Genomic DNA, 14,065 nt, shown 5'->3' with positions numbered 1-14,065 from the left:
CGTATGAGCACCCCCCTTCCCGCATCAGAGATTCGGGCCCTGATCCGTCCGTACGTGGGCGACGTGTCCAGCATCGAGCGGACCGCGCGCGGATTCAGCTCCGACGTCACGGCCTTGGTCGACAGCGAGAAGGGGGTGTTCTTCATCAAGGCCGTTCGTAACCGGCCTGGGGGCCGGCTGGACTCCATCACGCGCGAGATGTTGATCAATCCATTCGTCCGCCCCCTCTCCCCTGCCCTGCGTTGGTACGCGGAAGACGAACACTGGGTGGCCCTGGGCTTGGAGGCTGTCGACGGGCGCCTGTCGGACTTCGCGCCGAACTCCTCAGATCTACCCAGGGCCGCCGAATTGGTAGGCAGCCTTGGGGAATTGGATCTGCCTGAGGTGGCTCGGGACTGGCCCGAGACCCGATGGGACCGGTTCGCTCGGGACGAGCACGAAGCCGAGCTGTTCAAGGGTGATGCTCTGCTTCACACCGACGTCAACCCGAGTAACTTGCTCGTCGGCGTCCGGGGTATGTGGGCCGTGGATTGGGCCTGGCCAACCCGGGGAGCGGCGTTCATCGATCCGGCCATGTTCGTCGTTCAGCTCGTCGCCGCAGGACACAGCCCGGAGTCTGCCGAATCGTGGGCGTCCCACAGTCCGTCATGGACCAACGCGGACCCGAGGGCGGTCGACGCGTTCGCAGCTGCCTTCGTGCGTATGTACCGGACGTTCGCTGCCCGGAAGCCTGATGCGTCCTGGCTCGGGGCCATGGCTGAGGCCGCTCAGTCTTGGGCGGTGCACCGTGGCGTAACGGTGGCCTGAGGCTGCTTCCTCGTTACGCTTTGGGTTTCGTTGGTGAACTAGACTAAAAACCGCCCCGCCTGTGTGTCCCCCGCCGTGGCCGCATGGGCGGGGCTTTTCGACGTCCTCGCGGCGTGGATCACGAAACGAGGCCGCCCTGACCCATGGAATTGCCCCAACTTTATTGCCATATTGACAAATTGCGTCAACTTTGCCATATTCATTAGTAGTTACGCGATATGGACATCAATGCAATTGTCAAACATTTCGGTCTGACCGAACACCCTTTTATCACGAGCCCAGATCCGCGGTTCCTGTACTTCTCCGCGCAGGTTCGCGAGGCCTTGGCCAAGTGTGAATTTATGGCCCGTGATCAGATAGGCCCCATTTACATGTATGGCCCGATCGGCTCGGGTAAGACTTCCCTCGTCCGTCGACTTCACGAGAAGCTCAGCCAGGACGAGCGTTTTAATGTCAAGCTGCTCATTTCTCCCAATCTTAAAAGCAGCAATGCGTTCCTCCGTCTGGTCATGGAGAGTTTCGATGTGAAGACCGAGCGCTCTTATGCTGCCTCTTTGGGTAACTTCGAGGCGTTTCTGTTGCAGCAGTTTGAAGACGGCAAGATCCCCGTACTCTTGGTCGATGAAGCCCAGTACATGACCCGCGAGCAACTCAAGCTCGTTCATTACTTGCTGAACTTCGAGACCAACAAGACCAAGCTCCTACAGATCGTCTTGGTTGGCCAGGAGGAACTAGGAACCAAGATCGTGAACTACCGCGAGCTTGCCTCTCGCATGTTCCCCATTGCCATGAACGCGATGTCCCTGGAAGACCTGCGCGACATGGTGCAGTTCCGTCTTACGGTCGCCGGCCGTCGTGATTCACTTTTTGACGACGCGGACGCCGAGGAGGCATATCACCTCCTTTACGCCTACACCAAGGGACTCCCCCGGGATGCCATCAAGGTGTGCTTTGAATTGCTGATCGAGCTTGCCGTACAGGGCCGCACGCACGCGACACCTTTGCAGGTCGAAGAGATTGCCAAAGCGCAGAACTTACGCATCTAAGACCATGGGAAGATTCGACAAACTAACCGAACTAGCAAGAGAGCCGTTGTCACCTATTGTTCCCCTGACAGTCAACACCAGCCCCAAAACAAACATCACAGCGCTCCCCAATTCTAACCCCGTACCCCCCGTACGGGACGTACGCCCCGTACTACCCGTACTCCCTAATGAAGCACCTCGTAAGCGTGTTATGAAGCAGCGCCACCCCTTTGATATTTACCAGGATCAGTACGAGACCCTTCAACAACTGGCTCTTGAAGAACGTCGACAAGGTGGAGTTGGCAGTATGTCTGCCATTGTTCGAGAGGCCATCGACAAGGCCATCGCTGAACGCCGCAGGTAGACCTCACTCACGACACGACTCTTCTTTTCCATTTCGTTCTTATAGGAGGGGTTTTGCGGTCTTCCCTTTCGGGTCAAGGAACGGCGGTAGCCGGCGTGCGAAGTCCTTGATGCGCAGGGAAGCCGCAGGAGAATTCCTCTATAGAAGGAAAGGGAAACCATTGATAAATGCTGGAGAGGTTTTTCCCGTACTCCCCGTACCCCTAGTACCCCGTACGGGGAGTACCCCTGGTACGGGACGAACCGTACGGGATGTACGGGTCGTATGCCCCGTACGGAACTAGGCAAGTACTCATTAGATTTGTTTCACTCATAACTAGAGCAGACAAGGCAGCCGCCGTCTCCCCCATTTTGGGGTTTGCGACTAAAGATGGACTAGCCTGCCGTGATCGAGTGACCGAGTAACCGAAGCAACGGGATCAATCCATTATGTAATGGATCGATCTAGGACGCTGGGTATCACCAGTTGATCTGAGTTACCTCATCGACGTCTGCTGATGCGTAAGGCTTTCTTGAAAAGCGACGCGTCAGCGTCGATAGGAAGGCGAAGGGAAACGAGGGAGCGAAGAGAGCGGGGAATAGGGGAGCCTCCAAGGGGGATCTAAGGGGGTTTCATTGTCGTGCCCTAAAACGGCATCGAGGCCCAGCGGTGAACTCTGCTCACGGCCGAGCGAATGATTTTGTATCAACCCATGTGTGTAGTCGGGTACAGAAGTTGATCGCAAAAGGTGATCGAGTAGCTTTCGTACTCGTATCGGTTGGTTGTCGGGTGTCGTACCGGTTCAGGCCGGTACATCAGCCGGTACGAGTACCAGGGTTGTTCGAGGAACCTGATTGAACATCTGTAGCTGGAAGGAACGGCACGCTGACCAGCGTGTTCGAGGGTGCCACAACGGGGGGAGTCAGCCCCACCACAGGGGTCAAAATCCAGCTCCCGTGCGGTCGGTGGCGCGGCTGACTCCCCCCGTCCTCTCCACCACCACACAAGGTCTACGACCCAGATCCCTTCGGGTGTGTGATGGTTCCGAGTCCACCCCCCAAGGGGGGCCACAGTGGCAACCGACGGCATTCCTTCCAGACCTTCCTTCCGTCGGGTGGCAATAAGCCGCTAATGCGGTAGAACGGATCGCGGTGCGATCACCGGATTGGTCGCTTCGCGAGAGCCGAGCCGGACTCGGTACCCGAGTAGGGGACTGATGGATTGGAGCCTGCCGGCGGAGCGTACGAGGCGTTCTCGCCTTCTGTCGGTGATATGTCGAGCCCCGGTAAAAAGAGGCGGAAGGGCGAGGGCGCAAAAATCTTGCCCCTTGTATCCTCTTTCGCCCGATATTCCTTGGGTTTTGGTGGCTGGTCAGATAAAATAGAGGTAACAGGCTGACCCTCTTCTTGTGCAGCCGAGCATCCTCATATCTCCACCAACGGTCTGTTGGGAATGTTCGCCATCGCCGCTCTCGGCGGCTCGGGCGCCGAGGAGTGATCACCTTGCAACCCACTCTTGATGAGATTCGCTCGTGGGCAGCCACGGTTGATGTGTGTCAGGCCGCTTTGGCCTTGGGGATCTCCAAGTCGCATCTGTACGAGTTGATCAAGCGGAAAGAGGTGCCGTTTCGGGTTGTGGCGTTTGGCAGCCGCTACCGGGTACTGACGGCTTCCTTGATCCGGTACCTCGAAGCTCTCTAAGGGGTTTGGGAGCCTGTTGTATTTGTCCCGCGTCAGGCTCACACTCTGAGCACCGCCTTGGGAGGTTAACCGACAAGCAGGTGACACGGTGGGTGACCCAATCAAGAAGATCACGCTGGCGGACGGCACGGTGCGGTATCGCTTCGTGACGGATGGACCTCGCAAAGCCGACGGGAAGCGTCGGCAGGTTACTAAGACCTTTGATACCAAGACGGAAGCCCGCAACGAGCTTGCCCGCATCCGTCACCAGTCCAAAACAGGCGAGTACGTCGCCCCGACCAAGCTGACTGTCAACGAGCTGTTGGACATCTGGCTTCGGGCAGCAACGCGGGATGTTGAGGAGGCGACGACCTCTAATTACGACAATGCGGTCCGCCCGGTTCGCAACCACCTCGGGTACAAGCGGGTGCAGCAGCTGACCGAGGAGGATGTTGAGGAATTCGTCGACTGGCTTGTCACCATTGGACGCCGACGCGGTGGGAAGCCGGGCACCGGTTTGGGTGCCCGCTCAGTTCAGCTGACGCTCGGCCGTTTTCGCTCGGCTTTGAACTTGGCCGTGCGCCGGGGATGGGTGGTCCGAAACGTCGCCGAGCACGTCCGAATATCCCGGGAGGCTCGCACCCGCGCGGCCCAGAACGCGCCTGAGCGATGTCCATGGGACGAGGAGGAGGTGAAGGCCTTCATCGAGGCGAGCAAGGAAAATCGGCTGTTTGGCCCCATGCTCCTCACCCTTATCGCCGAGCGTCCCGCAGAAGTATGCGGTGCCCGCTGGAAAGAGGATGTCGACCTTGAAGGCTCGGGGACTATTGCCGTAGGCAATACCCGAACCATCGTCTACGACCGAAGCCAAGAGCTGGGGCTACGAAACAAGGTTGTTGAGAAAAAGCCCAAGACTCTCAACGGCGAGCGGACCTTGCCGCTGCCCAAGCCTGTTCATAGCGCGCTTGTGGTGCTCCGCGTCCTTCAGGACAAGGAGAAGGAGCACGCGGGCGAGGCCTATGAGGACTCAGGCTATGTGGTCGTCGATGAGCTGGGGAGACCGTTTAAGACGGACAAGCTTCGTCGCGAGGCGCAGAAGCTGATGGAGGCAGCAGGCGCACGCAGGGTTCGTCTCTACGACGCGCGCCACGCCTGTTTGTCCTGGATGGCCAACAACGGCGTGCCCGACAGGGTGGTCTCGGCCTGGGCCGGACACAGCGATCTATCCTTCACCAAACGGGTCTACGTCCACCCGGATCCGCAGAGCCTCAAGGCCGGCTCGGAGAAGCTGGGCGAGCTGCTCGGCTAGGGCGCATCGTCTACGACCTTATTGCTTGGTTGGCCGCCCGTGATCATTCCGAACGGCCAACCCGATACCGCAGCAGCTTTTAGAGTGCGCCTTAGAAGGCGCTGTTGTTGCAGCCCATGGTGGAGCCCTGGTGGGTCTTCTGCGCACCCGCGTCGCCCTCGCCGTTGAGCGCGTTGCCCAGCAGGCCGTTGAGGATGCCGACCTGGCCGAGGATGTTGAGGTTCAGGTCGTGCGACTTGCAGTTGGAGCTCTGCAGGACGCTGTAGTGACCTCCGCCTTTGCCGCCGTGATCGTCGTTGCCGTGGGCCGCGGCGGTGCCGGTGCTCAGCAGTCCGGCACTTCCGAGCGCGACAACCACGACGGCAGCCTTGCGAAGCTTGTGCATGTTCATCTCCGGTGGAACGAAGGGGGGGTGCGATCGGTGAGAGATCGACTTCGTGCGATGACCGGAGATTAATACGAAAAGATCCAATATGTTCTAGCGGCGCGCCGGGAGCGGTGAGCGAGTCCGCCTTTACGGCGCACGGCATGCTTGCCTGTCATGGATGGCCAACAGCGGGGTGTCCGACACCGTTGTCTTAGCCTGGGCCGGGCACAGCGAGCTGCTCGGCTGAGGATCTCGTATCGGTAGTCGTCCGGTGCGCGCACCTGGCGGATAGCTCGTAGGTTGGAGATGAAAGCGGTCGCGCTCGTAAAGATCGGCAGGGTACGCGCGTGACGACAGCGGAGATCGATTTCGAGGAGCTGTTCGACGCCGCACCGAACCCGTATCTGGTGCTGGACGCCGACCTGGTGATCCGTTACGCCAACCGGGCCTACCTCCAGGTCACCGGCAGAACCCGCGACGAACTGGCCGGGCAGAACATCCTGGAGGCGTTCCCGGACACTCCTGCAGCGCCGGACGCGGCGCGTGACTTCGGCGCCTCACTCCAGCGCGTGCTGAACTCCCGCGAACCCGATGTGGTGGCACCAAAGCGATTCGACATTCCCGTTGCCGACCGCCCAGGTGAACTCGAGGAGCGGTGGTGGTGCGGAATGTCCAGCCCCGTCCTGGGGTCGGACGGCACGGTGAAGTGGATCATCGCGCGGGCCGACGACGTCACCGAGTTCATGCACTCCCCGGTCATCCGTGAGCTCACCCCACCGCTGAGCACGCAAGCAACACGGATCGCTGCCCAGGTGTATGCCCGGTCGCACGATCTGGAACTGCTGAATGAGCAGCTACGCCGTGCGCATGCCCGCGAGCGCGAAATCGCCGTCGCCCTGCAGGAGGTCATGCTCCGCTCGCCCGACTTGGCCAGGCACCGGGACATCGCCGTGCGCTACCTGCCGGCCCTCGGATCACTCAACGTGTGCGGCGACTGGTACGACGTGGTCGACCTGCCGCCCGACCGCTACGCCATCGCCGTTGGGGACGTTGTCGGCCACGGCCTTGAGGCCGCCGCCGTCATGGGCATGCTGCGCAGCGCCTTGAGCGCAGCCATTCGGGCCGTTCCCAGCCCCGCACAGGCCCTGGAGGTACTGGGCCTGTACGCCCGGGCCGTCGACGGCGCACTGGCCACCACCGTGGCCAAAGTGCTCATCGACCCGCGCACCCGACTGATTATCTACAGCAACGCCGGCCACCCACCGCCGGTGCTGCTCCGTCCAGACGGCAGTTGGCAGTTGCTGGACCAGGCCACTGACCCGCCGCTGGGCGTCCGGCAAGATCACGTCCCGCGCCCTCAGGCTGGCCTGTCCTATACACGGGGGGACACCCTCGTGCTCTACACCGACGGGCTCATCGAACGCCGCGGCGAAGACATTGATATCGGCCTGGCCCGGCTGACCGACGCCCTCGCCCAATACAGCACCCTCCCAGTGGAAGAGCTTGCCGAGAGGCTGCTGGCACACCTGGGCGTCACCGGCGGCAGTCGGGATGACATCGCGCTGGTCATCGTTCGCCTTTGACCGTTTCCATGGGGTGCCAGCCATACATGCTTAGCTTGTGTCGGAGGCTTACGCGTTCCGGGGCATGAGGCTCATCCGTGGGTGAAAAATTGTGAGACGAGAGCCCCGGAAACGATCAAGGGCCCCGTCCCACCGAAGTGGAACAAGGCCCTGACCTGCGACTACGGAGCGGACTCCAGTCGGGACGACAGGATTTGAACCTGCGACCCCTTGACCCCCAGTCAAGTGCGCTACCAAGCTGCGCCACGTCCCGGTGCCTCTCACGCGGTGAACCGCGTGATCACGCGAAGAGAACTTTACCTCACGTCGACCACGGGGCCGAAGTGGGCGTCCGCCGAGGAACGGGGCGATGGACAATCGGGGGTATGGGGAGCACATCGTCAAGGCGGCAGGCGGCGGCACGGGACCGGGACAGCGAAGGTCGGGCACGCAGCGCCCGGCCCCGGGACGGCCTCGGACGTCCCCTGCCGTACGGCGCGGACGGCGTCGCCCGCCAGCCCGAGGGCGTCGTACGCACGCCGCAGGAGACCGTCGTACAGGCACAGGAGCTGCTGGACGCGGGGAAGCCGTTCCATGCGCACGAGGTCTTCGAGGACGCGTGGAAGACGGGGCCGCAGGAGGAGCGGGCCCTGTGGCGCGGGCTGGCACAGCTGGCGGTGGGGCTCACGCACTCGGCGCGCGGGAATGTGACGGGTGGCGCGAGGCTGCTGCGGCGCGGGGCCGGGGCCGTGGAGGGGTGGGCGGCCGGTGGTGGAGGGCCGCGGCCGTACGGGATGGATCTCGCGGGGGTGGCAGCCTGGGCGCGGGAGCTGGCGGATGTCGTCGAGGACGGCGGCGAGCCGGTGGACGCGCGGGAGCGGGCACCGAGGCTGCGGGGGCGGGCGTAGGGAGCCGTCGGCGCACGGCCGGTTTCCGCAGGCCGGCGCCGGCTACGTGGACTCGGTGGTCGTGTTGTCAGTGGCGTGGGGCAGACTCGGTGCGTGCGAAAGATTCATGTCATCGGGATCGGGGCGGGCGACCCCGAGCAGCTGACGCTTCAGGCGGTCAGGGCGCTGCGGAGTACGGACGTGTTCTTCATCCTCGAAAAGGGCGAGGTGAAGTCGGACCTCACGCGGCTGCGCCGGGACATGCTCGACGCGCACATACCGGAGGGGACGTACCGGGTCGTCGAGGCGCGGGACCCGGAGCGGGACCGGTCGGCCGGGGGCTCTTCCTACTCCCCCGCCGTCGGGGACTGGCGCAGTGCGCGCGCCGGGATCTACGAGCGGCTGATCGCCGAGGAACTGGGCGAGGGCGAGACCGGCGCGTTCCTGGTGTGGGGTGATCCCGCGCTGTACGACAGCACGCTCGGGATCCTGGAGGAGGTGCTGGACAAGGGCGCCGTCGACTTCGAGTACGACGTCGTGCCCGGCATCAGCAGCGTCTCCGCGCTGGTCGCCCGGCATCGGACGGGGCTCAACCGGGTCGCCCGGCCGGTGCAGATCACCACGGGGCGGCGGCTGGCCGAGGGCTTCCCGGACGGCGTGGACGACGTGGTCGTGATGCTCGACGCCCACCAGACCTTTAGGCAGTACGCGGAGCAGGACATCGAGATCTACTGGGGCGCCTACATCGGCACCCCGGACGAGATCCTCGCCTCCGGGCCGATCGCCGAGGCCGCGCCCCGCATCGAGCGGCTGCGCGCGGAGGCGCGGGAGCGCAAGGGCTGGATCATGGACACGTATCTGCTGCGCCGGAATCCGAAGGAGCAGTAGGGAGCAGTACGGGGACGCAAGGCCGCCCAGCGTGGCCGCCCGGCGTGGGCGGCCCTGGCGGCACCCGAGCGGACCCGTCCCGCATGCGTCGCAGGTCGGCCGCTGTGATCGTGGCCCCGTGACGCTCGCCGAGGAATCCGCCCCGCCGGCCGCCTCCCAGCCACCCGTGCTGGACAAGCGCCGCCGGAACGTCGTCTTCGTGACGATCATGCTGGGGATGCTCCTCGCGGCCCTCGACCAGACGATCGTGGGCACCGCTCTGCCGACGATCGTGTCGGATCTCGGCGGGGCCGAGCACATGTCCTGGGTCGTCACGTCGTATCTGCTGGCGGAGACCGTGGCGACGGTCCTGGTCGGCAAGTTCGGCGACCAGTTCGGCCGGAAGCTGGTCTTCCAGGTCTCGGCGATCGTGTTCATCACGGGCTCGTTCCTGTGCGGTCTGGCCTCGAACATGACGCTGCTGATCCTGTGGCGGGCGATGCAGGGAGTCGGGGCCGGCGGGCTGATGGTGACGGCGATGGCGCTGATCGCGGACGTCATCCCGCTGCGCGAACGCGGCAAGTACCAGGGCGCGATCGGTGCGGTGTTCGGCGTGGCGACGGTGATCGGACCGCTGCTGGGCGGGCTGTTCACCGACCATCTCACCTGGCGCTGGGCCTTCTACGTGAACGTCCCGATCGCGATCGTCGTCGTCATCGCGGCTGCCCGGACCATCCCGGTGGTCAAGTCGGCCTCCCGGCCGATCATCGACTACCTGGGCATCGGGCTCGTCGCGGTCGGCGCCAGCGCGCTGATCCTGGCGACGAGCTGGGGCGGCAACCAGTACGCGTGGGGCTCCGGCGTCATCATCGCGCTGTTCGTCGGGGGTGCGGTCGCGCTGGGTCTGTTCTGTTGGGCGGAGACGCGGGCGGCGGAGCCGATGCTGCCCATGCGGCTGTTCGGCAACCCGGTCTTCTCGGTGTGCTCCGTCCTCAGCTTCATCGTCGGCTTCGCGATGCTCGGCGCGCTGACGTATCTGCCGACGTATCTCCAGTACGTCGACGGTGACTCGGCCACCGTCTCCGGTGTGCGGACGCTGCCGATGGTGGCCGGGCTGCTCATCGCGTCGGTGTTCAGCGGCAACGTGGTCAGCAAGACCGGGAAGTACCGGATCTTCCCGATCGTCGGCTCCCTGGTGATGGGCGTCGGGCTGTTCCTGATGTCGCTGATGGGGCCGTCGACCGGTGCCTGGCTGGAATCGATGTACATGTTCGTGCTCGGCACCGGTATCGGGCTGTGCATGCAGGTCCTGACGATCGCCGTGCAGAACACCGTCGACTACGCCGACCTCGGCACCGCGACCTCCGGTGTCACGTTCTTCCGGACGCTGGGCAGCTCGTTCGGCACGGCCGTCTTCGGCACGATCTACACGAACACGCTCACGCCCAGGCTCGCCGACGGGGTCGAGGCCGCCGCGAGAACCGGCTCCGGGCTCGATCCGGCCGTCATCAGCCGGGCCGCGACCAGCCCGGAGGGCCTGAACGGGCTGCCGTCGGCGGTCGCCGCGCCGATCGTCGACGCGTACGCCGAGACGATCCAGACCGTGTTCCTGTGGGCGGTGCCGGTCGCGGCTCTCGGCTTCGTCATCGCGCTGTTCCTCAAGCAGGTTCCGCTGCGCGACAGTGCGCGCATGGCGTCCACCGACCTGGGCGACGGGTTCGCGTCCCCGCACGACCCCAATGCCCAGCGGGTGCTGGAGACGTCCGTCGGGCAGATCATCGGCGGCATGAGCCCCGACACCGCCCGCCGGATCATCGGGGCCTCCGAAACCCGCCTCGACGTGGCCGGCGCCTGGGCGGTGATGCAGGTCGAGATCCTGACGGTCCTGGTCGGCCACGCGAGCCTGAGCCTGATCGCGGCCCGCCGCCACCTGCCTCCCGAGGTACTGCTCCCCGTCTTCGACCGCATGGTCGACGAGGGCTACCTGACCCGCGACGGCGGCTCCCTCCTCTCGCCCACCCCCGCGGGCACGCGGGAGGCCCAGATCATCGGCACCGCCTGGGCGACCTGGCTGGAGGAGCGCCTCCAGGACGACATCGGCCGCCCCCCGGGCACGGACCTGCGCGCCGCCGTCCACACCATCGCCAAGCGCCTCCTGGTGGAGGACCTCGACGCGGGCCTCACCGGCCGCGTACAGGAGCCGGCGTTGAGCAAGTCCCGCTGAGAATCCGGGTGCGGCTGGTGACGGCCCTCCGTGATACTTCCGGCATGTCTGCCGCGCCGGTGCGATTCCGCGATCCCCTCACCACGGTCTACGAGTTCAGCGACTCGATCCTGGTGCGCTGCCCGCGCTGTGAGGCACTCGCTCACTACGACCGCCGACCCGCGGTCGCACCGGACGGGCACGGCGCGTCGTACCCGCACCGGCGTCTGATCTGTCGGTCCTGCGGGCTGGCGCGGAGCTCACAGAGCGGCGACGGGCGGTGCCACCCGGCTCTCTGGTTGCAGACCGGGACCAGGCACGGCGTCGTGTGGGCCTACAACCTCGAACAACTCGACCTGCTCGGACGATTCGTCGCCGCACCGCTGCGGGAGCGACCGCCGTGGTACGAGCACGGCCGGAAGATGACGTACGTCGCACGGCTGCCCGCGTGGATCAAACGCGCCAGGAACCGTGACGAAGTCCTCCGGGCCCTCGACCGCCTCCGCGCCTCGGTCACCCCGCGCTGAGGCCGAGCCGCTCCAGCACACCCGCCGTATCCGGCACAGCGTCCGCGCCCTCCGGCAGTGGGGGGCGGCGTACGAGCACGACCGGGAGGGCGCGGACGCGGGCGGCCGTGAGTTTGGCGGAGGTGGCGTGTGCGCCGCTGTCCTTGGTCACCAGGACGTCGATGCGATGCTCCCGCAGCAGGGCCGTTTCGGCGGCCGGGGTGAAGGGGCCGCGGGCCAGGAGCACCTCGGTGTGCGGGGGCATGGGCGGCTCGGGTGGTTCGACGGAGCGTACGACGAAGTGCAGGTCCGTCAGGTGGGCGAAGGCCGCGAGGCCCAGGCGGCCGGTGGTCAGGAGCACGCGGTGTCCGAGGCCCGGCAGCAGAGCGGCGGCCTCTTCGAGGGATCCCGCGTCGTGCCAGCGGTCGCCGGGGCCGGCGTGCCAGCCGGGGCGGCGCAGGACCACCGCCGGGACGGCGGTCGACCTCGCGGCGCGGACCGCGTTCGCCGTGATCGACTCGGCGAAGGGGTGCGTGGCGTCGACGAGGAAGTCGACGTGCTCGGCGCGCAGCCAGTCCGCCAGGCCCTGCGCGCCGCCGAAGCCCCCGACGCGCACCTCCCCCTCGACCGCGCCCGGCCGTGACACCCGCCCCGCGAGCGAGGTGGTGACCCGGACGCCGGGATGCGCCGCGAGCGCGGCGGCGAGTTCGCGGGCCTCGGTGGTGCCGCCGAGGATCAGGATGTGGCGGGGGGACATGGGGCGAGCGTACGAGGTGCGGCGGGGGCGCGGGACTCGGAGGTCGGGTGCTCGCCGGGACTGTCGTTCCTCGAAGGCCGGTGCCCGCACGGGCACGCTCCCTGCCTGGACGCGTCAGTTCCGGTGCCCGCGGGCGACCGCACCGCTGCCCATGCCCGTTCGACCCTGCGAACACTATGAACACAAACGAGCAGACCGTGGTTCCTCGCCCCGTCGCTCCCTAGCATCACGGCGCACGGCTCGAAGACGTGCCGACGAGAACGAGGAGCAGCGTCTTGGACTGGACGAGAACGCACGCAGTGATCCGCAGGTCTGTTCCGTCATCGGCACAGCGGCGTACGACGCTGGCCGCCGTGCTGGCCGGTGCCCTCGCCGTCGGCATCCTCGTCGGCGCCTCGAACGCCCGGGGCGACAGCGCGGAACCGGCCCCCGCGCAGTGCCCGGCGGCCCTCGTCGACAAGGCCGACTGCTACACCGGCCAGGACGCGAACGGCGCCTACTACGCGATCGCCATACCCCACGAGTGGAACCGCTCCCTCGTCGTGCACGCCCACGGCGGCCCCGACCTCGGCGCGGAGTCCGACCCCGCCCGCAGCCTCGACGACCTGGGCCGCTGGTCGGTGATGGTGAAGGAGGGCTACGCCTGGGCGGGTTCGTCCTACCGCCGGGGCGGCTACGGGACGCGGATGGCCGCCGCCGACACGGAGAGCGTGCGCCGGCTGTTCGTCGAGGAGTTCGGCAAGCCGCGACGGACGTATGTGCACGGCCAGTCGTGGGGCGGGAACGTCGCCGCGAAGGTCGTGGAGACCTACGGCAGCCAGAAGGGCGCGTACGACGGGGCGCTGCTCACCAACGGAGTCCTGGGCGGCGGCTCGCGCGGCTACGACTACCGCGTCGACCTGCGCGTCGTCTACCAGTACTACTGCGGGAACCACCCCCGCCCGACCGAGCCGCAGTACCCGCTGTGGCAGGGGCTGCGCGCCGGCTCGACCATGACGTCGGCCGGGCTGCGCGCCCGCCTCCAGGAGTGCACCGGGTTCGCGTCGCCGGCGGCGGAGCGGACCGCGCTCCAGCAGCGCAACCTCGACGACATCCTCGCGGTCACGCGGATCCCCGAGCGCACCCTGGAGTCGCATCTGCGGTTCGCGACCTTCACGTTCCGCGACATCGTGCACGAGCGCCTCGGGGACCGGAACCCCTTCGGCAACGAGGGCGTTCGCTACTCCGGGTCGCACGACGACGAGGCGCTGAACGCCGGTGTCGAGCGGTTCGCCCCCGACCCCACGGCCGTACGGGATCTGTCCTACGACAGCGATCTCACCGGCAAGGTCTCAATGCCGGTGCTGACGCTGCACGCCATCGACGACCCGACGGCGTTCGTGGAGCACGAGGCGGCCTACCGGGCCACGCTCCAGGGGGCCCGGCGCGACGCTCACCTGGTGCAGACGTTCACCCGGGAGCACGAGCACAGTGAGCTGAGCGACGCCGAGTACGCCACGTCCATCGCCGCCCTCGACACCTGGGTGCGCAAGGGGAAGAAGCCCACGCCGAAGTCGGTCGTGGCGTCGTGCGGCGCGTTCGACGAGACGTACGGCACGGGCTGCCTCTACGACCCCGCCTTCCGTCCGCAGCCGTACGCCTCGCGCGTCGAGCCGCGACCGGGCGGGCTGCGGTGGCCGGCCATGACGGCCGGTCAGGAGCGGGCGTGGAGCGACATCGAGGGTGTCGGTATCGCTCCCTGAGCGGGGTCGGC

At 66.0% G+C, this 14,065-nt stretch carries 12 protein-coding genes and 1 tRNA gene; 10 read left to right on the top strand and 3 right to left on the bottom strand.

The window, feature by feature from the left end:
- Window positions 1-3: 3 nt before the first annotated feature.
- The 4 genes from OG254_RS43020 to OG254_RS43005 all read left to right on the top strand — a co-directional run bounded on the left by OG254_RS43020 (window position 4) and on the right by OG254_RS43005 (window position 5,163).
- A complete protein-coding gene (locus OG254_RS43020) occupies window positions 4-807 on the top strand; it encodes a protein kinase (protein ID WP_405593142.1) in 804 nt (267 codons plus the stop codon).
- A gap of 218 nt (window positions 808-1,025) precedes the next feature.
- Window positions 1,026-1,853: an ExeA family protein gene (locus OG254_RS43015; protein ID WP_405593140.1), complete on the top strand. Its 828-nt coding sequence runs from the start codon at window positions 1,026-1,028 to the stop codon at window positions 1,851-1,853.
- Between the two features lie 1,815 nt (window positions 1,854-3,668).
- Window positions 3,669-3,875: a helix-turn-helix domain-containing protein gene (locus OG254_RS43010; protein ID WP_405593138.1), complete on the top strand. Its 207-nt coding sequence runs from the start codon at window positions 3,669-3,671 to the stop codon at window positions 3,873-3,875.
- Window positions 3,876-3,963: 88 nt separating this feature from the next.
- Window positions 3,964-5,163 (top strand): tyrosine-type recombinase/integrase, encoded by a 1,200-nt coding sequence (locus OG254_RS43005; protein WP_405593136.1) that lies wholly within the window; start codon window positions 3,964-3,966, stop codon window positions 5,161-5,163.
- A 91-nt stretch (window positions 5,164-5,254) separates the two neighbouring features.
- Here OG254_RS43005 and OG254_RS43000 read toward each other — a convergent pair whose 3' ends face one another.
- Window positions 5,255-5,548: a hypothetical protein gene (locus OG254_RS43000; protein ID WP_405593134.1), complete on the bottom strand. Its 294-nt coding sequence runs from the start codon at window positions 5,546-5,548 to the stop codon at window positions 5,255-5,257.
- 329 nt (window positions 5,549-5,877) lie between these two features.
- Here OG254_RS43000 and OG254_RS42995 point away from each other — a divergent pair, with 329 nt between their 5' ends.
- Window positions 5,878-7,113: a PP2C family protein-serine/threonine phosphatase gene (locus OG254_RS42995; protein ID WP_405593132.1), complete on the top strand. Its 1,236-nt coding sequence runs from the start codon at window positions 5,878-5,880 to the stop codon at window positions 7,111-7,113.
- A gap of 179 nt (window positions 7,114-7,292) precedes the next feature.
- Here OG254_RS42995 and OG254_RS42990 read toward each other — a convergent pair.
- A tRNA-Pro gene (locus OG254_RS42990) sits at window positions 7,293-7,366 on the bottom strand.
- A gap of 112 nt (window positions 7,367-7,478) precedes the next feature.
- Between OG254_RS42990 and OG254_RS42985 the strand changes: the two genes are divergently transcribed.
- The 4 genes from OG254_RS42985 to OG254_RS42970 all read left to right on the top strand — a co-directional run bounded on the left by OG254_RS42985 (window position 7,479) and on the right by OG254_RS42970 (window position 11,576).
- Window positions 7,479-8,000 (top strand): DUF309 domain-containing protein, encoded by a 522-nt coding sequence (locus tag OG254_RS42985; protein ID WP_405593130.1) that lies wholly within the window; start codon window positions 7,479-7,481, stop codon window positions 7,998-8,000.
- 93 nt (window positions 8,001-8,093) lie between these two features.
- Window positions 8,094-8,867 carry a precorrin-6A synthase (deacetylating) gene (cobF, locus tag OG254_RS42980; RefSeq protein WP_405593128.1) on the top strand — a complete coding sequence of 258 codons (774 nt, stop codon included), beginning with the start codon at window positions 8,094-8,096 and terminating at the stop codon, window positions 8,865-8,867.
- A gap of 118 nt (window positions 8,868-8,985) precedes the next feature.
- Window positions 8,986-11,070, top strand: a complete 2,085-nt coding sequence (locus OG254_RS42975; RefSeq protein ID WP_405593126.1) for an MDR family MFS transporter — start codon at window positions 8,986-8,988, stop codon at window positions 11,068-11,070.
- A gap of 44 nt (window positions 11,071-11,114) precedes the next feature.
- Window positions 11,115-11,576, top strand: coding sequence for a hypothetical protein (locus OG254_RS42970; protein WP_405593124.1), 462 nt, complete (start codon window positions 11,115-11,117; stop codon window positions 11,574-11,576).
- Here the strand turns inward: OG254_RS42970 and OG254_RS42965 are convergent.
- Window positions 11,563-12,312 carry a cobalt-precorrin-6A reductase gene (locus tag OG254_RS42965; protein WP_405593122.1) on the bottom strand — a complete coding sequence of 250 codons (750 nt, stop codon included), beginning with the start codon at window positions 12,310-12,312 and terminating at the stop codon, window positions 11,563-11,565. The two genes, OG254_RS42970 and OG254_RS42965, sit on opposite strands and share 14 nt — an antisense overlap.
- Window positions 12,313-12,611: 299 nt before the next feature.
- On the opposite strand from OG254_RS42965, the gene OG254_RS42960 reads away from it, so the two are divergent.
- A complete protein-coding gene (locus OG254_RS42960; protein WP_405595536.1) occupies window positions 12,612-14,054 on the top strand; it encodes a hypothetical protein in 1,443 nt (480 codons plus the stop codon).
- The last annotated feature ends 11 nt before the right edge of the window (window positions 14,055-14,065 follow it).

Origin of the sequence: Streptomyces sp. NBC_01092 (assembly GCF_045039535.1) — a bacterium.
GTDB lineage: Bacteria > Actinomycetota > Actinomycetes > Streptomycetales > Streptomycetaceae > Streptomyces.
The sequence above is the reverse complement of the archived record's forward strand: the minus strand, read 5'-3'. Positions and strand labels throughout refer to the sequence as shown.

Excerpts from the sequence above, each read along its gene's own strand:
- OG254_RS43020 (WP_405593142.1), top strand. The coding sequence starts at position 4 with ATGAGCACCCCCCTTCCCGCATCAGAGATTCGGGCCCTGATCCGTCCG.
- OG254_RS42970 (WP_405593124.1), top strand. The coding sequence starts at position 11,115 with ATGTCTGCCGCGCCGGTGCGATTCCGCGATCCCCTCACCACGGTCTAC.
- OG254_RS43000 (WP_405593134.1), bottom strand. The coding sequence starts at position 5,548 with ATGCACAAGCTTCGCAAGGCTGCCGTCGTGGTTGTCGCGCTCGGAAGT.
- OG254_RS42985 (WP_405593130.1), top strand. The coding sequence starts at position 7,479 with ATGGGGAGCACATCGTCAAGGCGGCAGGCGGCGGCACGGGACCGGGAC.
- OG254_RS43015 (WP_405593140.1), top strand. The coding sequence starts at position 1,026 with ATGGACATCAATGCAATTGTCAAACATTTCGGTCTGACCGAACACCCT.
- OG254_RS42965 (WP_405593122.1), bottom strand. The coding sequence starts at position 12,312 with ATGTCCCCCCGCCACATCCTGATCCTCGGCGGCACCACCGAGGCCCGC.